At 64.2% G+C, this 18,466-nt stretch carries 16 protein-coding genes; 4 read left to right on the forward strand and 12 right to left on the reverse strand.

The genetic code is table 11. The annotated features are described in order from the left end of the window. The first annotated feature begins 9 nt into the window (after positions 1-9). From hslU to PE058_RS00465, 3 genes are all read left to right on the forward strand, one after another. Positions 10-1,323 (forward strand): ATP-dependent protease ATPase subunit HslU, encoded by a 1,314-nt coding sequence (gene hslU / locus PE058_RS00455; protein ID WP_020085556.1) that lies wholly within the window; start codon positions 10-12, stop codon positions 1,321-1,323. 258 nt (positions 1,324-1,581) lie between these two features. Beyond that, a complete protein-coding gene (locus tag PE058_RS00460; RefSeq protein ID WP_271029584.1) occupies positions 1,582-2,634 on the forward strand; it encodes a WD40 repeat domain-containing protein in 1,053 nt (350 codons plus the stop codon). A gap of 138 nt (positions 2,635-2,772) precedes the next feature. After that, positions 2,773-3,492: a hypothetical protein gene (locus tag PE058_RS00465; RefSeq protein ID WP_271029585.1), complete on the forward strand. Its 720-nt coding sequence runs from the start codon at positions 2,773-2,775 to the stop codon at positions 3,490-3,492. On the opposite strand, the gene gcvA is transcribed toward PE058_RS00465, so the two are convergent. The 11 genes from gcvA to PE058_RS00520 form a co-directional block, all read right to left on the reverse strand. Then, positions 3,476-4,438 (reverse strand): transcriptional regulator GcvA, encoded by a 963-nt coding sequence (gene gcvA, locus PE058_RS00470; protein WP_271029586.1) that lies wholly within the window; start codon positions 4,436-4,438, stop codon positions 3,476-3,478. The genes PE058_RS00465 and gcvA overlap by 17 nt on opposite strands. 248 nt (positions 4,439-4,686) lie before the next feature. Continuing rightward, entirely contained in the window at positions 4,687-5,487 is an 801-nt protein-coding gene (gene trhO, locus PE058_RS00475; RefSeq protein ID WP_020085560.1) for an oxygen-dependent tRNA uridine(34) hydroxylase TrhO, read from the reverse strand. After that, on the reverse strand, positions 5,488-6,441 hold the full coding sequence (gene pip / locus PE058_RS00480) for a prolyl aminopeptidase (RefSeq protein WP_020085561.1): 954 nt from the start codon (positions 6,439-6,441) through the stop codon (positions 5,488-5,490). Beyond that, on the reverse strand, positions 6,438-6,836 hold the full coding sequence (locus PE058_RS00485; RefSeq protein ID WP_271029587.1) for a hypothetical protein: 399 nt from the start codon (positions 6,834-6,836) through the stop codon (positions 6,438-6,440). Before PE058_RS00485 ends, pip begins: the two co-directional genes overlap by 4 nt. Positions 6,837-6,849: 13 nt before the next feature. After that, on the reverse strand, positions 6,850-9,288 hold the full coding sequence (gyrB, locus tag PE058_RS00490; protein WP_271029588.1) for a DNA topoisomerase (ATP-hydrolyzing) subunit B: 2,439 nt from the start codon (positions 9,286-9,288) through the stop codon (positions 6,850-6,852). 168 nt (positions 9,289-9,456) lie between these two features. After that, positions 9,457-10,656, reverse strand: a complete 1,200-nt coding sequence (gene recF / locus PE058_RS00495; RefSeq protein ID WP_020085564.1) for a DNA replication/repair protein RecF — start codon at positions 10,654-10,656, stop codon at positions 9,457-9,459. Between the two features lie 223 nt (positions 10,657-10,879). Beyond that, positions 10,880-11,998, reverse strand: a complete 1,119-nt coding sequence (gene dnaN, locus PE058_RS00500) for a DNA polymerase III subunit beta (protein ID WP_020085565.1) — start codon at positions 11,996-11,998, stop codon at positions 10,880-10,882. Between the two features lie 357 nt (positions 11,999-12,355). Continuing rightward, positions 12,356-13,909: a chromosomal replication initiator protein DnaA gene (gene dnaA, locus PE058_RS00505; RefSeq protein ID WP_020085566.1), complete on the reverse strand. Its 1,554-nt coding sequence runs from the start codon at positions 13,907-13,909 to the stop codon at positions 12,356-12,358. A gap of 101 nt (positions 13,910-14,010) precedes the next feature. Beyond that, entirely contained in the window at positions 14,011-14,481 is a 471-nt protein-coding gene (locus tag PE058_RS00510) for a rhodanese-like domain-containing protein (RefSeq protein ID WP_245257655.1), read from the reverse strand. Between the two features lie 631 nt (positions 14,482-15,112). Next, positions 15,113-15,376: a 30S ribosomal protein S20 gene (gene rpsT / locus PE058_RS00515; RefSeq protein WP_020085568.1), complete on the reverse strand. Its 264-nt coding sequence runs from the start codon at positions 15,374-15,376 to the stop codon at positions 15,113-15,115. 262 nt (positions 15,377-15,638) lie between these two features. After that, entirely contained in the window at positions 15,639-16,193 is a 555-nt protein-coding gene (locus PE058_RS00520) for a thioredoxin family protein (RefSeq protein WP_271029589.1), read from the reverse strand. 132 nt (positions 16,194-16,325) lie between these two features. On the opposite strand from PE058_RS00520, the gene PE058_RS00525 reads away from it, so the two are divergent. Continuing rightward, positions 16,326-17,549 (forward strand): cyclic nucleotide-gated ion channel, encoded by a 1,224-nt coding sequence (locus PE058_RS00525; RefSeq protein ID WP_271029590.1) that lies wholly within the window; start codon positions 16,326-16,328, stop codon positions 17,547-17,549. Here PE058_RS00525 and PE058_RS00530 read toward each other — a convergent pair. Then, positions 17,546-18,403, reverse strand: coding sequence for a glutamate racemase (locus tag PE058_RS00530; protein ID WP_271029591.1), 858 nt, complete (start codon positions 18,401-18,403; stop codon positions 17,546-17,548). The two genes, PE058_RS00525 and PE058_RS00530, sit on opposite strands and share 4 nt — an antisense overlap. Positions 18,404-18,466 lie beyond the last annotated feature (63 nt).

Genomic DNA, 18,466 nt, shown 5'->3' on the forward strand with positions numbered 1-18,466 from the left:
CAATTCCCCATGACCACGTTCTCTCCTCGCGAAATCGTCTCCGAGCTCGACCGCTACATCGTGGGCCAGGGAGACGCAAAGCGCGCCGTTGCGATCGCCCTCAGAAACCGCTGGCGGCGCCAGCAGATCGAAGGGCCGCTGAAAGACGAGGTGCTGCCCAAGAACATTCTGATGATCGGCCCGACGGGCGTCGGCAAGACCGAGATCGCCCGCCGCCTGGCCAAGCTCGCCGGAGCGCCCTTCCTCAAGGTGGAGGCCACGAAGTTCACCGAGGTGGGCTACGTCGGCCGCGACGTCGACAGCATCATCCGCGACCTGGTGGAAGTGGGCCTTTCGCTCGTGCGCGAAGCCAAGCGCAAGGAGGTGCGCGCGCAGGCCGAGAAGAACGCCGAGGAGCGCGTGCTGGATGCGCTGGTCGGCCCCACGGCCTCGCCGACGACGCGGGAATCTTTCCGCAAGCGGCTGCGCGCCAATGAGCTCAACGACAAGATCATCGAGGTCCAGGTGGCCGAATCCGCCGCCGGGCTGCCGATGCTCGATATCCCCGGCATGCCGGGCGCCTCCATGGGCGCCATAAACCTCGGCGACATGCTGGGCAAGATGATGGGCGGACGCACGAAGCCGCGCCGCATCACCGTGAAGGACAGCCACACGCTGCTGATCGCGGAGGAGAGCGACAAGCTGATCGACAACGAGCAAATCACGAGCGAGGCGATCCGCGCCGTGGAGAACAACGGCATCGTGTTTCTCGACGAGATCGACAAGATCTGCTCGCGGGGCGAAACCGGGCGCTCGGGCGCGGAAGTCTCGCGCGAGGGCGTGCAGCGCGATCTCCTGCCCTTGATCGAAGGCACCAGCGTCTCGACCAAGTATGGGCCGGTGAAGACCGACCACGTGCTCTTCATCGCGTCCGGCGCATTCCATGTGGCGAAGCCGGCCGACCTGCTGCCGGAGCTGCAGGGCCGTCTGCCGATCCGTGTCGAGCTCAAGGCGCTCACGCGGGAGGATTTCCGCCGCATTCTCACGGAGCCGGAGGCGAGCCTCATCAAGCAGTACACCGCGCTGATGGCGACCGAAGGCCTCACGCTCACCTTCACCGAGGATGCGATCGACGCGCTCGCGGACACGGCGGTGCTCGTGAACTCCACGGTCGAGAACATCGGCGCGCGGCGGCTGCAGACCGTGATGGAACGGGTGCTCGACGAGATCTCGTTCGAGGCTTCGGACCGCAGCGGCGATACCGTTTCCATCGATGCCGCTTACGTCACGCAGCGTGTCGGAGAGCTCGCCAAGAACACCGATCTTTCGAAGTTCATTCTTTAGATCTCCGATGGCCGCATCGCGCTCTCGCCTTCCGACGTTGCGGGGCGCGATGCGAAAATCGGGCAAAATTCCCGCGTCAGCTTCGCCTTCTCTCCTCCCCTCAGGTTCGAAAAATCTTGCCCCGTAAAACGCGCCGCATAAAAGTAACGGTATAATAAAACAATACCGGAGAGGCGCAGGATGGCTCGATTTCAACGCGGAGGCGCCTTATGCGCGACCGCTCTTTCCTTGCTCTTGGCTTCTGCCGTGGGCATCGCTGTGGCTGAGGAGACGAAGCTCGTCTCCGTTCTCACCCTTTCCGATCATGATGCCGACGTCTGGTCGGCCACCTACAGTGCGGACGGAAGCCGCATCCTGACCGCCTCCGCCGATCACACCGCGCGCGTGTGGGACGCCAAATCAGGAAAGGAGCTTTTGAAGCTCACAGGCCATACCGAAGCCGTGCGGCACGCGGCCTACAACGCGGATTCGAGCCTGATCGTGACGGCCTCGCGCGATGCGACCGGGCGCTTGTGGGACGCAACCACCGGCAAGGAGATCGCGGTGCTCGGCGGTCACGAGCTGATGGTGGAGCACGCAGAGTTCAGCCCCGACAGCACCCGCATCGTGACCATTCCCCACGACAAGACCGCGAAGCTCTGGGACGGAAAGAGCGGCGCTGCGATCGCTGATCTCACCGGCCACGATGCTTATCTCACTTGGGGCGCGTTCAGCCCGGATTCGAGCCTTCTGATCACGACTTCAAGCGACGAGACCGCACGCGTGTGGGACGCGAAGACGGGCAAGCTGCTGCACACTCTTTCAGGTCACACGGGCATGGTGAGCTATGCCGCGTTCAGCCCGGACGGAGGTCGCATCGTCACCGGCTCGACGGACAAGACAGCGAAGATCTGGGACAGCAAGACGGGTGCGCTGCTGCTCACGATAGCGGGCGGACACACGCGGGCCGTGCTGCGCGTTGCTTTCAGCCCGGACGGCAAGCACGTGATCACGGGCGCCGCCGACAAGCTGGCCAAGATCTGGGACGCCAATACGGGCGCTCTGCTCGTGACGCTGGAAGGCGGGCACAAGCGCATTCTCTCGGTCACCGCCTACAATCGCGACGGGCGGCTGGTTGTGACAGCGTCGCACGACAAGACGGCACGCGTCTGGGATGCGGCGACCGGGGCGCCGCTCGCGGTGCTGACGGAGCATACCAAGGAAGTCGATACGGCCGAGTTCAGCCCGGACGGACGGCAGCTTCTGACCAGCTCTTTCGACGGCCTCGCGAAAGTGTGGAACCTGCCGGAGGCGGCAACGGCCGCTAAGTAGCGCGACACACCTCTCACACCCCCGGCCCGCAGTTCCTCAGGGAACTGGCGGGCGCAGCGCACGCATGGCAGACATGGGGCTCGATCTTACTGCCACGCTCCATTCCGGATGCGCGGTTCCTGCCTGTCCGGATTTCTCATGACCAACATCATCGCGCTTCTCGGCGGCCTCTTCGGCGCTGCCATCGGATGGGTTCTCGCCGCCGTGCTCGCAAGTGTGCTCGGAGGCTACTACGGCGTTACCGATTTCGAAGGCGCGCGCGGCATGATCGCGGTGTTCACCTTCGGACCCATCGGCGGCCTGCTGGGTCTCATCATCGGCGTCTGGCTCGCGCTTCGGCTCAAAAGCGGCGCGAAAGTAACCGGCAAAGCGGTGGCTATCCGCCTGCCGATCGTACTGGCCGGCATCGCGGGGCTCGTCGCCGGAACGGTGGGCGTGCTCTACTGGTTCAGCCCCATTCTCAACCCGAGCGGGGCTTCTCCGCGTCTGGCGTTCGAGATCCGCCTGCCAGCCGGCGCATCGGTTCCCGAGCGCGGTCTCGATGTCTCGCTCTTCACCGAGAAGAATACGATGCCGGCGACGATGGACGCGGGTGTCGTGCGAAAGGACGGCGAGCGGCCGGTCATCGCGGGAACGGTGGAGCTCACCTACCGCTCGTCCTGGCGCATTCTGGAATTGAAGATGCCGGGCGTGCCGGAGCACATCTTTCTGATCAAAGTTGGCGCGCGGCCCGGCCACGATGCCGATTTCCGCGACTGGGAGCACGTGTCGAACGTCGGCAACGAAACCAACCGGCCGCGCCTCGCAACGGCGGACGACGCCTACGACGTCCGCTATCGCGTCATCTGGCCCGACTAGACCTGGGTTTCGATGGCGCCTTCTCTACCGCGAGCGAGGATACGATGCGCGCGACGGCGTCTGCGGTCTGCTCGATCTCGCCTTTCAGCCATGTGCGGAACGCGGCCATTGCCTTGGTTTCCTTCCGCGCCGCATCGCGCACGAAGTAATACCCATACTTTCGCACCGCGATCGCGAACGGACGCACCAGCCGACCGCCTACGAGGGCGTCTCCCGCGATGATCTCGTCGGCGAGGGCAAAACCTTGCCCGGCTTCGGCGGCGGGTATGGTGAGATGCCCGTTCAACGTCGGGCCTTCGGGGGCGATACGATCGGCGAGCCCGGCTTCCTCCAGCCACTCCTTCCAATAGCGGCGCGATTCCTCCTGAAGCAGAAGGCTCGACTGCAAGCTAGCGGGGGTGAGCGGCTTTCCGCCCCGAAGCATCGCGGGGCTGCAAACCGGTGTGATCCCGGTCTTGACGAGCAGGTCTGACGCCACATTGCGCCAGCTTCCCATGCCATACCGGATTCCGGCGTCCGCCTCATTGCGCGCGAAATCGGCCAGACGATCCGCCGAGTCCAGAACGAGGTCATATTCGGGATGAGCGGCCGTGAAGCGTCCCAGACGCGGCACGAGCCATAGCGCGGCGAACGATGGCTCGACGCTGACGACGAGCTGTTGCCGCCTGCGCCGGCGGCGCGCCGATATGCTGTCGGTCGCGCTGGAGATCAGGTCGAAGCTCCGCGTGATATCGGCAACGTAGCTCTTGCCGCGCTCTGTCAGCTCGACGCCGCGCCCGGTGCGAACGAACAGCTTCGTTCCGAGCCAATCCTCCAGCTCGCGAATGTGACGGCTTATGGCGGCGTGCGAAACGTTGAGCTCCCCCGCGGCCGCCGTGAAGCTCACGTGACGCGCAGCGGCCTCGAAAGCCTTCAAGGCGTTGAGGGAGGGCAGGCTTCGGCTCATGCCTTACGTGTAACAAAAACTTACATGTGGTGTAAAGCAACGGCGTTTGTCCGCTTCGGCCTGCAGCCTCACACTCCGCTCGACATCACAACGAATGGAGGGCGGCATGCTGCTCGCACTCAATGCGCTTATCCAGTTTTTCGAAGACCTCGTACTGTTCGGCCCGCGTAGGAAAGGTTCACGCGAGCGTGCGCGAGACGCGGCGCGATCGAGACCGGGAGAATGAGCGTATCGCGTCGATCGCGGGCTTAAAGCTCGTCGCCGGCTGAGCAGTTCGGGCATTCGGGTGCGCCGGCCGCGACGGGAAAGCCGCAGAGCTTGCACATCACGTGCTTGCCGGGCTTCACGCCATGCTCAAGCGCCACGCGTTCGTCGAACACGAAGCACTCGCCTTCCCACAGGCTCTGCTCGGGTGGAATCGTCTCCAGGTATTTCAGGATGCCGCCTTCGAGGTGGTAAACCTCCGGAAACCCCTGGGTGAGCATGAACGCCGACGCCTTCTCGCATCGAATGCCGCCGGTGCAGAACATGGCGACGCGCGGATGCTTCGCGGGATCGAGGTTCGCGGCCACGTAATCCGGAAACTCCCCGAATGACTGCGTGCGAGGATCGATCGCGTTCTTGAAGGTGCCGATGCCGACCTCATACGCGTTGCGCGTATCGATCAGGATCACATCCGGATCTTTGATGAGCGCATTCCAGTCCTCCGGCTTGACGTAAGTGCCGACCTGCCTCGACGGATCGGCCTCCGGCCTGCGTAACGTCACGATCTCGCGCTTGATCTTCACCTTGAGGCGGCGAAACGGGATCTCGTCCGCGTAGGACTCCTTGCTCACGAGATCGGCGAAGCGCGCTTCTGCCCTTAGATCCGCGAGAAACGCGCGGATGGCTTCATCGGTGCCCGCGATGGTGGCGTTGATACCTTCGGGTGCGAGCAGGATCGTGCCCTTGATGCCGGTGTCGCGAGCGCGCGCGAGCAAGATCTCGCGCAGACCGGGGAGATCGGCGAGCGAGACGAACTTGTAAAACGCTGTAACGGTAACGGACATTCAGCTCTTGCCTGAGAGTTTGTCGACCGCGCGCTTCATGGTCTCGAACACGCCGGGTTCGGTCATGGCGTGACCGACGCCGGGGACGATTTCAAGCCGGCAGCCCGGCCAGCGTTTCGCGATCTCGTAAGCTGCGCGCGGCGGACAGAGGAGATCGTAGCGCCCCTGGACGATCACACCCGGAATTGAGCCGAGACGGGATGCCCCGTCAAGAAGCTCGCCGGGCGCAAGAAAGAAACTGTTTGCGATGTAGTGGGCTTCCATGACCGGTGTCGGCGGAATGCGGCCTTCCTCTGGAAGCGTCTCTGGAAGGGTGGTCACGCCGGGCGCGAACTCTGAGAGCGTGCGTTCGAACTGATGCCATTGCCGAGCCGCCGGGCCGCGCACAGCCGGATCGGGATTCAAAAGTCTCACCACATAGGCCTTGAGCGGGTCGGAGCGCTCGCTTTCGGGCAAGGCAGCCACGAAATTCTCGTAGAGATCCGGACGCAACTCCTGCGGCGCCCGGCGAAACGCCCAGTCCACCTCCGCGTCCGTGCCGAGAAAGACTGCGCGCAGGAGCAGGCCTGACACGTGCTCGGGATAGGTTTCGGCGTAAGCGAGCGCCAGCGTGGAGCCCCACGAGCCGCCGACGATCAGCATCTTCTCGAAACCGAAATGGGTGCGAATGCGCTCGATATCGGCGACGAGATTCTGGGTGGTATTGGCTTCCGTGCAAAGATAGGGATGGCTGCGGCCTGCGCCGCGCTGATCGAACAGGATGGCGTGGAAGCGGTCGGGGTCGAACAGAAGGCGATGGCTGTGCTGCGCTCCGCTGCCGGGGCCGCCATGCAGGAAGAGCGCCGGAATGCCTCCGCGCCGGCCCACCTCCTCGACATAGATCCAGTGGCCATCGCCCACGTCGAGCATGACGGCATCGAAGGGCCGGGGCGGGGCGGCATCGGGGCTCGTCATGTGCGGAGGGTCTCAAGCGCGTGGCGGATGTTAGCCGCGAAGGCGCGGGCGCCGAAACAGCGGAAGGTGAAGGTTTCCCCGTCGTCACTGTGCACGTCCACGATGCGGGTGAGCCAGCCGAAGCGCTCTCCCACGCTCACGACCCGCGCAAGCTCCAGAGTCTTGGAGACATCTCCCCCATGCACCGCTTCGTTCAAGGCATTCGGACCGAAGCTCAGTGCGTCACGCGTCAGCGTCACCGCGCCGCCGACCCAAGCGCCACCCATCCTTCGTCGCAGCCAATCGACGGAGCTGCCCGTAAAAAGCGACATCAGCGACGGCTTTTCGGGCGCGCCGTCGCTGATGAAGAGATTGGCATATTTCCAGGCGATGACATCCGATGAGGGCCTAGTCATCGGCGGACACCCTCTAGACGTCGAGGTTGGCGACGGTGAGGGCGTTCTCCTGAATGAACTCGCGACGCGGCTCTACCACGTCACCCATCAGCTTGGAGAAGATCTCGTCCACCTCGGACACGTCGCCGATCTTGACCTGCAGCAGCGTGCGCACGTCGCGATCGAGCGTCGTCTCCCAGAGCTGCTCCGGGTTCATCTCGCCGAGACCTTTGTAGCGCTGAAGCGAGAGGCCCTTGCGGCCGGCCTCGTAGATCGCGTTGAGGAGCGATCGCGGGCCCAGAATATGCAGCGTCTCCGCCTTGCGGCGCAGCTTCGTGCCGAGTCCGTAGACCTCCGCCAGATGAGCGCGCTTCTCGTTCAGGCGGCGCGCATCGAGGGAAGCCAGCAGCGCGCGGTCGAGAGCGTGCGCCTCGGTAACGCCGCGAACCTCGCGGCGGAACAGGAAGCCGTCGTTGCCGTAGACGCCGGACCAGCCCTTCTCCGTCTCCTCCGCCACCTCATTCAAGCGCGCAGCGACCGTGTTTGCAGCGGCGCTCGCCGAATCCGACGACTGCAGGAGCACCGGATCGAAGGCGCCCGCGATGGCCGCCTGCTCGACGATGAGGCGCGAATAGCGCGAGTGTAGCTGATCGATGAGGCCGACGATGCCGCGCGCCTGATCGACGATGTCACGCAGATCCTTGCCCCCGCGCTCGGAGCCGCCCGCCACCAGCACGGTGTCCTCGAGGCCGCTGTCGATCAGATAGTCCTCGAGCGCGCGCTGGTCCTTGAGATAGGTGCCGCTCTTGCCGCGGCTCACCTTGTAGAGCGGCGGCTGGGCGATATAGACGTGGCCCTTCTCCACCAGCTCGGGCATCTGCCGATAGAAGAACGTGAGCAGCAGCGTGCGGATGTGCGCGCCGTCCACGTCGGCGTCCGTCATGACGATGATCTTGTGATACCGCAGCTTGGAAAGATCGAAGTCGTCGCGAATGCCCGTGCCGAGCGCGCCGATGATGTTGGTCACCTGCTCGGAGGAGAGCATCTTGTCGATGCGCGCGCGCTCGACGTTCAGGATCTTACCTCGGATCGGAAGAACGGCCTGATACTCGCGCTTGCGGCCCTGTTTGGCCGAGCCGCCTGCCGAGTCGCCCTCGACGATGAATAGCTCGGTATTCGACGGATCGCGGTCCTGGCATTCGGCGAGACCGCCGGGCAAGCGCAGGCCATCGAGAGCGCTCTTGCGCCGCGTCAGCTCGCGCGCCTTGCGGGCCGCTTCGCGTGCGAGGGCTGCCTCGACGATCTTGCCGACGATGGCTTTGGCTTCCTTCGGATGCTCCTCGAACCACGCCGCGAGCTCCTCGAAGACGACGCTTTCGACAACAGGTTTCACTTCGGAGGAAACCAGCTTGTCCTTGGTCTGGCTCGAGAACTTGGGATCAGGCACCTTCACGGAGAGAACGCAGGTGAGACCTTCGCGCGCGTCCTCGCCGGAGAGATCCACCTTCTCCTTCTTGGCGATGCCGCTATCGACTGCGTACTTGTTGATCACACGGGTCAACGCGCCGCGGAAGCCCGCAAGGTGCGTGCCGCCGTCGCGCTGAGGAATGTTGTTCGTGAAGCAGAGCACGTTCTCGTGGTAGCTGTCGTTCCACCAGAGCGCGACCTCGACGCCGACGCGATCCTTGTCGGCGCGAACCATGATCGGCTCGGAAATAAGGGCCTGCTTGGAGCGGTCGAGGAAGCGCACGAACGCGGCCGTGCCGCCGTCGTAGAGGAATTCCTCGCGCTTCACGTCTGCATGGCGATTGTCGGTCAACACCACCTTGGCGCCGGAATTCAGGAACGCGAGCTCGCGCAAGCGGTGCTCGAGCGTGGCGTAGTCGAACTCCACCTTGGAGAACGTTTGCGGGCTCGGCAGGAAGGTGACCTCCGTGCCGCGTTTGTCCTTGGCATCGCCCACGACCTTGAGCGGCGCGACGGCGACGCCGTCACGAAACTCGATGATGTGCTCCTTGCCTTCGCGCCAGATGCGGGCCTTGAGCCAGGTCGAGAGCGCGTTGACGACGGACACGCCCACGCCGTGCAGGCCGCCCGAGACCTTGTAGGAGTTCTGATCGAACTTTCCGCCCGCATGAAGCTCGGTGAAGACGATCTCGGCCGCCGATCGCTTCGGCTCCTGGTCGTCGTCCTTTTTGATGCCGGTCGGAATGCCGCGGCCGTCGTCGCGCACGGTGCACGAGCCGTCCGGGTTGAGCGTCACCTCGCACGACTTGGCATGGCCGGCCAGAACCTCGTCGATGGCGTTGTCGACCACCTCGTAGATCATGTGGTGCAAACCCGAGCCGTCATCGGTGTCGCCGATGTACATGCCCGGGCGTTTGCGCACGGCTTCGAGGCCTTTGAGCATCTTGATGCTGTCGGCGCCGTAGTCCTCGGGCGCGGGTGATTTCTTGGCGGGCTCAGCGCTCATTCGGTCCCTGTCGCGAGATTGCTCCTGAATGACTGGAAGTCTACCATATGACAGCCGGAAACGGCGCAAAAAAGCGCGTTTCCCGGGCCTTCTCCCATACCTAAAACGATCAGAAAATCAATATGTTGCTGGCCTGCGTCGGCAAGGCCGGAACGGGGAGCGTGCAGGTCAGGCGGATTGCACCACCGTGCCCTGCTCGACGCGCCAGAACTGAGCCCTTCCCGAGAGGCTGGAAAAGGCCTGATGATCCGTACCCGTCATCCATGCCTGGGTGCCGAGGCGCAGCAATTCGTCGAACAGCGCCGCGCGGCGGTCGACGTCGAGGTGAGCCGTCACCTCGTCGAGCAAGAGCATCGGCGTCATGCCATCGCGGCGGGCGGCGACGAGCTCGGCGTGCGCCAGGAGCAGGCCCATCAGCAGCGCCTTCTGCTCTCCAGTGGAGCAGAGCTTGGCCGCCATGGCCTTCGGGCCGTGCGAGACGGCGAGGTCGCTCCTGTGCGGGCCATCGAGGGCACGGCCCGCGCCGCGGTCCCGCTCGCGCACGTCGCGCAGCAGGCGGGCATATCCGTCCTCCACATCCACAGCCGCGCGCGATGCAAGATCCCGGTCCACGGCTCCTTCTAGGCCGACGACGCTCCAGGGAAACGGCGAGCCCGGATCTCGCTCGCGGCGGGCGTCGATCACTGACGAGAGCGCCGCCACCGCCTCGGCGCGAGCGGCGGCGATGGCAATGCCCATCTCCGCCATCATGATTTCGAGGCCGTCGAGCTGAGCGCCGCGCGTAACGCCATCCGAGAGCAAACGGTTGCGTTGGGCCATGGCCCGCTCGAAGCGGCCAGCCCGCGTGCGATGGCTCGGATCGAAGCAGAGGATGAGGCGATCGAGGAAACGGCGGCGCTCCGAGGCCGCTCCGGTGAACAGCCCATCGGTCGCGGGTGTGATCCAGACCATCTCCACATAGTCGGCGAGCGCGCCGGAGCCGGTTTTCGTCTCGCCGTCGATACGAACGAGGCGTCCGCCCGCTCGTTCGCTCTGTCCTTCGGAAGCAATCTGGCCGGTTCCGATCGTCACCGGGCCGAAGGCCGTGTGCACGCGCGCCGAGACGGACCAGCCGCCCTCACCGCCCGCGCGTCCGAGATCGGAAAACGGCGCCTGACGGAGACCCTGGCCGGGCGCCAGCAGCGAGACGGCCTCGAGCACATTGGTCTTGCCGGAACCGTTGGGCCCCGTCAGCACCAGGGGCGTCGCGGCCAATTCCAGATTGAGCGACGCGTAGTTGCGAAAGCCAGTGAGCGCGAGCCGCTCGACCCAAAGACGGGGAGTGACTTGCGTGGCGTTCGGCGTGTCCTGTTCCGTGGCCGAGGCCAAGCGTTCTGTCTCTTTGCGTTGTGCCCCGCGGTGTTCTCTCCCGCTCACCTCGTTGCATTGGAGAGCATTGCGAAACCTCGAGGCGTGTCTGGATCCCGACCTCCGCCGGGATGACGTATTTCTCGACGGCCAACTCCAAGGGAGCGGCTGGAGCGGCGTTATGGCGCCGCTTCCTGCTCGCTTCGATGTGCCCCGTGCCGCTCGCCGCCTGTCGATCCGGCGCTCAGACGCGCATGGGCATCAGAACATAGAGCGCGGTCTGATCCTCGCCGCCGCGGATCATGGTGGGCGAGCCAGGATCGGCGAGCAGGAAGCGCGCCTCCTCGCCTTCGAGCTGTCCCGCGATGTCGAGAAGATACTTGGCGTTGAAGCCGATCTCGAGCGGCGCTGCCGTATAGGTGACCGCGATCTCTTCCGTCGCGCTGCCGCCTTCGGGATTGTTGACCGAGAGCACGAGCTTGCCTTGCGAAAGGTTGAGCTTCACGGCGCGGCCGCGCTCGCTCGCGATGGTGGAGACGCGATCCACCGCGCTGATGAAATCGGCGTTCTCGACGCGCAGCTCCTTGTCGTTCCCCTGCGGGATAACGCGGCCGTAGTCGGGGAAGGTGCCGTCGATCAGCTTCGAGGTGAGCGTGACGGAGCCGATCTCGAAGCGCACCTTGGACGCGGAGACAGCGACGTTCACGGTGTCGGCGCTCTCTTCGATGAGGCGGCCGAGCTCGTGCACCGTCTTGCGCGGAATGATCACGCCCGGCATACCCTCCGCGCCCTTGGGACGCGGCAGCTCGGCCTGGGCGAGGCGATGGCCGTCGGTGGCGACGGCGCGCAGCATGGGCGTCTTTCCAGACTCGGCGATGTGGAAGAAGATGCCGTTCAGGTAGTAGCGGGTCTCCTCGGTGGAGATCGCAAAGCGCGTCTTGTCGATCAGGCGCTTCAGATCCTTGGCCGCAACCTCGAACGAATGACCGAGGTCGCCGGCATTGAGATCCGGAAAATCCTCAGGTCCGAGCGTCTGCAGCGCGAAACGGGCAGAGCCCGCGGCCAGCGTCAAACGCTCCTTCTCGGCATCGCGGCGGATGTCCACCTGGCTGCCTTCGGGGAGCTTGCGGACGATGTCGTGCAGGATGTGAGCGGGCACGGTGACGGCGCCGGGCGCGCCGACTTCGGCACGCACTTCCTCGATCACCTCGCGCTCGAGATCGGTAGCCTTGAGCTCGAGCGCCTGGCCGGAGGCCTTGAGGAGAACGTTGGAGAGAATGGGAATCGTCGTGCGGCGCTCGACGACGCTCGTCACATGCCCGAGCGCCCTCAGAAGTTCACCGCGTTCGATCACAAGCCGCATCGGTTGCCTCGACAGTTGCGAGTCCTGCCCTCGCCGGGGCCAGATCGCAGGTGGGACCAAAGGTGAGCCATCGTTCCTCCGACGGCCAGAGGGATGAAAGACTCAGCTTCGTCATGGATGAAAGAAAATGGCGTGCGACGCACAACTTGCCCCGATCATGGCCGCAATTTCAAGGGGTCGCCCCCTATTTCTTAGGGTGGTTTCGCACCCGTTGGCGCGATTTTCGAGCATGGCGGAGAAAAAACTTCGGGAGCAGCATCCGAAGACGCCGCTCCCGCCCCGCTTAGACGTGGTGCCGATCTCCCTCGTAACACCACATCCGTTGCTCAAATCCCTAATCTTCCCAGCACACTACAATCAGTGGCTGAGGAGTTTCTTAAGCTCGTCGATCTCGTCGCGGAGACCCGCATCGCCAGCGATCACGCCCTCGATCTTGCGGATCGCGTGGAGCACCGTCGTGTGATCGCGGTTGCCGAAGCGGCGGCCGATCTCGGGCAGAGAGCGGTGGGTCAACTGCTTGGCGAGATACATGCCGATCTGGCGCGGCCAGACTACGGAGCGATGACGACGCTGCGAGAGCAGATCACCCTTCGAGACGCCGAAGTGGCGCGAGATGATGCGAAGGATGTCCTCGATCTTGATGCGGCGCGGCTCGACGCCCTGGAACAGGTCGCGCACGACCGTCTCGGCGATGTCGAGCGTGATCGGAGCGCGCATGTGCTGCCAGGTGAGGTAGAGGCGGTTGACCGCGCCTTCCAGCTCGCGGCCGCTTTCCGTAAGACGGCTGGCCAGGATCTCGATGACCTCGCGCGACAGCTCGAAAGCCGGATCGATGGCGCGCTTCTCAGCCAGACGCTGCTCGAGAACACGCATGCGGAGCTCGTAATCGAAACCACCGATCTCAGCCACGAGGCCGCGCTGGAGACGCGAGCGCATGCGCTCGTTCAGCCGCTCGATCTGCGCCGGATGACGGGCAGAGGCCACGACAACCTGACGGCCGCCATCGAGCAGAGCGTTGATGATGTGGTCGAACTCCTGCTCGGTCTTCTCGCCCTGCATGAACTCGAGATCATCAATCAGGAGCATGTTGATCGAGCGGAACTTCTCCTTGAAGGAGAGCGGATCCTGGGCGCGGAGCGCTTCGACGAACTGGTAGCGGAAACGCTCGGCGGTGAGATAGAGCACCTGCGCGTTCTGGGCGCGGCGCTTCACCTCCCAGGCGATCGCCTGGAGAAGATGCGTCTTGCCGAGGCCGACCGACGAATAGAGATAGAGAGGATTGAAGGCCGGGCTGTCGGTCAGAACGGTCTCGGCAACCTGAACGGCACCGGCATGGGCCATGCGGTTCGACGTGCCGACGACGAAATTGTCGAAGGTGTGGTGGGGATCGAGCGGCGAGCCCTCGAAGCCGTCGATGCTGGTGCGACCCGCGACCGGACGGACGACCGGCATACGGACCGGCTCGAACGAACCGAGTGCACGCGGCTCGGCCACGGCCTCACGCGGCGCGGCGGCGACAGGCTCTGCCTGGGGAAGCGTGTTGCGCGCGGGATTGCTGCCCGGCTGGCGAACCGAGACTTCCACGTGCTCGGCCGTCTTGAACTCGGCCTTACAGCAGGTGAGCAACTCGTCCAGGTAATGAGACTGGATCCACTTGCGGAGGAATTTGACGGGTACGGAGACCTTCACGGTCTTGCCGTCGAACTCGTCGAACTCGAGCGCGTTGAACCAGCTCGTGTAGATGTCGTCACCGAGGCGGGCGCGAAGCGTTGCGCGCACCTTGGCACCCTTACCCTCCGTACCAGTGCCCTCGACGGGCTTCTGGTCGCTGACGGCGAGCGAACCCGAAGGTCCCCGCACTGTCCGCTCGGGTGCCGAAAAAGATAGCTCCGCTTTGGAAATCGCTTGCATTTTGTACCCCGCACTTATGTTGCATCTGCCTTCCGCAAGGCAGAACTTCCACGGCGCCGCTCATTCGCCCAAACGGGCGACGCCATTCCTTCCAGACGCCTCTATCCTTGCCGCCAAGGCAGCCCGGCCGCTTTCCAACCGGAGACGTGCCCTCGTCTGTGGTCGGTATCGAGGGGTCCCTCGAAACCTTCCGCCACGTTGCGGCAGCGCGTATAGCCAGCGCCTGCCATTGCCGCTGCAGCCGATCGGCTGCGTGCCCCCGACCGGCATATGAAGAACACCTCTGTGTCCTTCGAAACGCCGGCCCCATCGAGTAGTCCGCTCAACTTTTCGACGAACCCCGGATCAATCCGGTTATCGGGAAAGGTCTGCCACTCGACAGTCACCACACGCTTGTTCAGCGTGCTGAGATCGGGAAGACCGACAAACGCCCATTCCGCTCGTGTCCGCACATCGACCAGAACAGCCTCGGCGTTATCCTTAAGATGCTCCCAAGTTTCCGCAGCGGGCACATCCTCGATTTTGCCGGTGTCGCTCAAACCCTTACCCTCGACCGCACGTCTGGCCAGCAAGAACTATTGTCCCCAACTGGCACAGTTAATGTAAACACACCCCAGTATTGCTTCAGTAAAAGAACGCCCGCATCCCGCAAAACTAGCGGGATACTCGTACTCCACTGAAATACTGAAGAATTCAGGATGACGCTACGCAACCAAACCCTGAGTCGTGGGCGGAACATTACTGGACATATCAGCCCTAGAAGTTCCGTCGCGCTGACAAGGACTCTTTTAACGGGTTGGTAACCTCTTAGCAAGCGTAGGGGCGGGTGGAGAACCGGGGTGCGAATGGCTGAACGGGCGGTGGGTGCAACGTGGAAAACTTGAGTCCTTTCCACAGGTGCAGTGGGGAAACTCGTTGAGCTGAAAGCCAATTCGAGAGAGGGCGAGCGGAGCCCGAAACGAAATGCGGCGCTCGTATGTCGAGCGCCGCGGGTCTGCTTTTTTGTTTGGAGGGTAGGCGGAGGATGGGTTGCCTGAAGATCCAGGATGGCCTGTCTGCGCGGCCGTCGCCCAAAATTTCCGCCACTTAGAGGCTTTGGACGGGGAGCGCCGATTCCGCCTCCCGGCCTTCCCTGTTGCGAACACGACACACTTTGTTTGCTGATAAATATTCGCGCGAAAGAGTCGTGGGAAGATTCAGGGATCAGGCCATCGCCTTGATGCGCTGCGCGAGGCGAGAAACCTTACGGCTAGCGGTCTTGGGGTGGAAAATGCCCTTCTGCGCGGTGCGTGCGAGAGCCGGCTCGGCAGACTTTAGAGCAGCGGCGGCGGCATCCTTGTTGCCGGACGCGATCGCTTCCTCGACCTTGCGGACTTCCGTCTTCACCGCCGAACGGCGGTTCTTGTTGACCTCAGTCCGGCGCACCATCTGCCGAGCTGCCTTCTTTGCCGACTTCGTATTGGCCATAAACGCTATCCTTCTCTTCGGAGGCTCCCCGCTCTGGGGCCACACTCCATGGCTCTGGTCCCACGACCGAGTTTCGGCCCGGGCGCTGCCCGCGGTTCTAGCGCGGGCTCAAATGCATTCGCCGCCCGAAACACGCGTTCCGAGCGGATGAGTGGCAGGTCTATAGCTGTGCTGGCCGTCTGCGGTCAACGCATTTGGCCATTTTCAGGGGGATCTGCGGCGTTCAGGGGGGTTACTTTCGCTTAACCCTATCCCCGGCGGCTCAATCGCCCTTCCACTTTATCGAGCAGCCCATGGACGGGATCTGGTGGGCCGGGCCACGGCCGGTTTCGGCCACCCCCTTCATGGCCTCGAACAGCTCGCGGCGGGCGTCCGGCGGGGCGGCGTCCTTGCGGCTCGAATCCAGGCGGCCGCGGTACTGAAGCTCGAGGTCGCGGTTGAAGCCGAAGAAATCCGGCGTGCAGACCGCCCCATAGGCGCGGGCAACCTCTTGGCTTTCATCGAAAAGATAAGGGAACGGAAAGCGGAGCGCCTCCGCCACCTCCTTCATGCGCGGAAAGCTGTCCTCGGGATAAGTGGCGACGTCGTTCGACGATATGGCCACGCTCGCGATGCCGAGCCTGGCGAGGTCTGCGGCGTCCCGCACGATCCGGACCAGGATGGCCTGAACATAGGGACAATGGTTGCAGATGAACATGACCAGCGTGCCGTTCGGCCCGCGCAGCTCCTCCAGCGTGTAGGTCTTGCCGTCGGTCGCCGGCAGGCGGAAGGCGGGCGCCTTCCAGCCGAAATCGCAGACAGGGGTCGATTCCGCCATTTTCAGATCTCCGGGATTTTGCCACATCGCGTGATCAGAAAGTGCCCGAGGGCAGCGCGATCACGGGGGCGAGACAGCTTCATGGCAGAAGCTTAGACTCCCGTCCCTCACGTGGCGAGGGGCCGAGAGGGCATGGATCAGAAGCGCGACATCAGTCCGGCGAAGCGCCCGCGCGGCGGGGGACGCCCTCACGTCTCGCTGCGCAGACGGGTCTTCGAGATCATCGAGGTGGGCCACGGCGACAGCCGCGCCAGCCGGATCTTCGATGGCGCGATCGTCGCGCTCATCCTGCTCAACATCGCAGCCTTCGTTGCGGAGACCGTGCCGTCGCTCTCGGATGCCTACGATCCCTTCTTCAACTTTTTCGAGATCCTGTCGGTCGCGATCTTCAGCCTCGAATACGGGTTGCGTCTCTGGACGGCAGTCGAAGTGCCGTTCCTCAAGCGGCTGCCACCCTGGAAGGCGCGCCTCAAGCTCGCGCTGCGCCCGGCGCTGCTGATCGATCTCGCCGCGATCCTCCCGTTCTTTCTCGGAACGCTGCTCAACGTCGACCTGCGCGTACTGCGGGCGCTGCGCCTTCTGCGTTTCTTCAAGCTGTCGCGCTATTCGCCCGCCCTGCACACGTTGCTGCGCGTGATCGCCAACGAGCAGCGCGCGCTGATCGGGGCCGGGCTACTGCTCATGACGGTGGTGCTGTTCGCGTCCACCGGCATCTACTACATCGAAGGCGCAGCCCAGCCCGACAAGTTCGGCAGCGTGCCGGATTCGGCGTGGTGGGCGATCGCCACCCTCACGACGGTCGGCTATGGCGACGTGGCGCCCGTGACGCCACTCGGGCGGCTGTTCGGCTCGGTGGTGATGGTGACGGGGCTCTGCATTCTCGCGCTGCCGGTTGCGATCATCTCGGCGGGTTTCGCGCAGGAGCTCGGACGTCGCGACTTCGTCGTCACCTGGTCCTTGATGTCGCGCATTCCACTGCTGGCCGAGCTCGACGCGGGGGCGGTCGAGAAGGTGATGCCGCTGCTTCACGCCCACAACCTGCCGCCCAACGTGGAGGTTTTGGGCGAGGGGACTGCTGGGCAGGCCATGTTTTTCATCGCCTCGGGCCAGGTGGTGCTCCGGACGCCCGAGGGCGAGCGTGTCTACTCGAAGGGCGACTTCTTCGGCGTCGTGGCGATGCTGGAGCAGGAGTTCTCGCAAGGCTCGTTCGTGACGCGCTCCAAGTGCCGGCTTCTCAAGCTTCACAGCGAGGATTTTCACCGGCTGGAGGTGGTGAGCCCCGAGATCGGCGACTATCTGCGGCGCAAGGCGCAGCTGCGGCGGGAAGGCGCGACCGAAATCCGCCGTGCGGATTAGACGTCGAGGCGCGTGAAGTGCAGACCTTCGCCAGCAAACACCCGCGCACGTGCGCTCGCCTCTTCCGGATCGCCCGTCGTCAGCAGCACGAGTCCCGGAGATGCACCCTCCTCACCCTTGTAGCGCGGATGGCGGGACAAATAGTCCTCGAGACTGTCGGCGACGATGTCGGGCTGGGAGAGAATGCGCGTCGCTGCCGGCAGATGGCGCCGGAACAGATGCTCGACAAGCGGAAAGTGGGTGCACCCCAGAATGACGCGATGGGGGGCTTCGCCACCGGCCTGCTCCATCGCGCCCGCGATACCGTCTTCGACCAAGCGCTCGAGCTCAGCCTCGTTGGCGCCCTGCTCGATCGCGCCCGCCAGCTCGGAGCACACCTGCTGGATGACGGTCACCTTCGGGCAGCGCTTCCTGATCTCCTCGGCGTAGACGTTGGAGGCGATGGTGCGCGTGGTGCCGAAGACGGCGATACGATCGGTGAGAAACTTCTGCGGATACTGGGGCGTGGTGACGGCCCAGGGCGTCTGGGTCGCGGCTTCCACCGTGGGGGCGACGATGCCGACGACGTTGTGGCCTTCGGCTTTCCAATGCGTGGCCGGCAGCCAGGTGGTCTGCAGACGGCGGGCCGCGACGGCGGTTGCCGTATTGCATCCGAGCAGGACGAGCTTGCAGCCGCGCCGGAACAGCGTCTCGACGGCGGCGCGCGTCAGCTCGATGATTTCCTCGGACGCGCGGTTGCCGTAGGGCACGTGCGCGTGGTCGGCCAGATAGACGAAGGACAGCTCGGGAAAGCGCTGGTTCAGCGCGCGCAGAACGGTCAGGCCGCCAAGCCCGGAATCGAAGACACCAATCATGGGGCCCCTTGTTTGCGCGGAAGCGCCTTTCGGGTCAACCGATTTGGCGTCCGCTCCGGAACC

Origin of the sequence: Hyphomicrobium sp. DMF-1 (assembly GCF_027886585.1) — a bacterium.
Taxonomy (GTDB): domain Bacteria; phylum Pseudomonadota; class Alphaproteobacteria; order Rhizobiales; family Hyphomicrobiaceae; genus Hyphomicrobium_C; species Hyphomicrobium_C zavarzinii.

Coding starts and splice junctions, on each gene's coding strand:
- trhO (WP_020085560.1), bottom strand. CDS start 5,487: ATGTCCGTTACCGTTACAGCGTTTTACAAGTTCGTCTCGCTCGCCGAT.
- PE058_RS00465 (WP_271029585.1), top strand. CDS start 2,773: ATGACCAACATCATCGCGCTTCTCGGCGGCCTCTTCGGCGCTGCCATC.
- pip (WP_020085561.1), bottom strand. CDS start 6,441: ATGACGAGCCCCGATGCCGCCCCGCCCCGGCCCTTCGATGCCGTCATG.
- dnaN (WP_020085565.1), bottom strand. CDS start 11,998: ATGCGGCTTGTGATCGAACGCGGTGAACTTCTGAGGGCGCTCGGGCAT.
- PE058_RS00525 (WP_271029590.1), top strand. CDS start 16,326: ATGGATCAGAAGCGCGACATCAGTCCGGCGAAGCGCCCGCGCGGCGGG.
- dnaA (WP_020085566.1), bottom strand. CDS start 13,909: ATGCAAGCGATTTCCAAAGCGGAGCTATCTTTTTCGGCACCCGAGCGG.
- gcvA (WP_271029586.1), bottom strand. CDS start 4,438: ATGAGCCGAAGCCTGCCCTCCCTCAACGCCTTGAAGGCTTTCGAGGCC.
- rpsT (WP_020085568.1), bottom strand. CDS start 15,376: ATGGCCAATACGAAGTCGGCAAAGAAGGCAGCTCGGCAGATGGTGCGC.
- gyrB (WP_271029588.1), bottom strand. CDS start 9,288: ATGAGCGCTGAGCCCGCCAAGAAATCACCCGCGCCCGAGGACTACGGC.
- hslU (WP_020085556.1), top strand. CDS start 10: ATGACCACGTTCTCTCCTCGCGAAATCGTCTCCGAGCTCGACCGCTAC.
- PE058_RS00485 (WP_271029587.1), bottom strand. CDS start 6,836: ATGACTAGGCCCTCATCGGATGTCATCGCCTGGAAATATGCCAATCTC.
- PE058_RS00520 (WP_271029589.1), bottom strand. CDS start 16,193: ATGGCGGAATCGACCCCTGTCTGCGATTTCGGCTGGAAGGCGCCCGCC.
- PE058_RS00530 (WP_271029591.1), bottom strand. CDS start 18,403: ATGATTGGTGTCTTCGATTCCGGGCTTGGCGGCCTGACCGTTCTGCGC.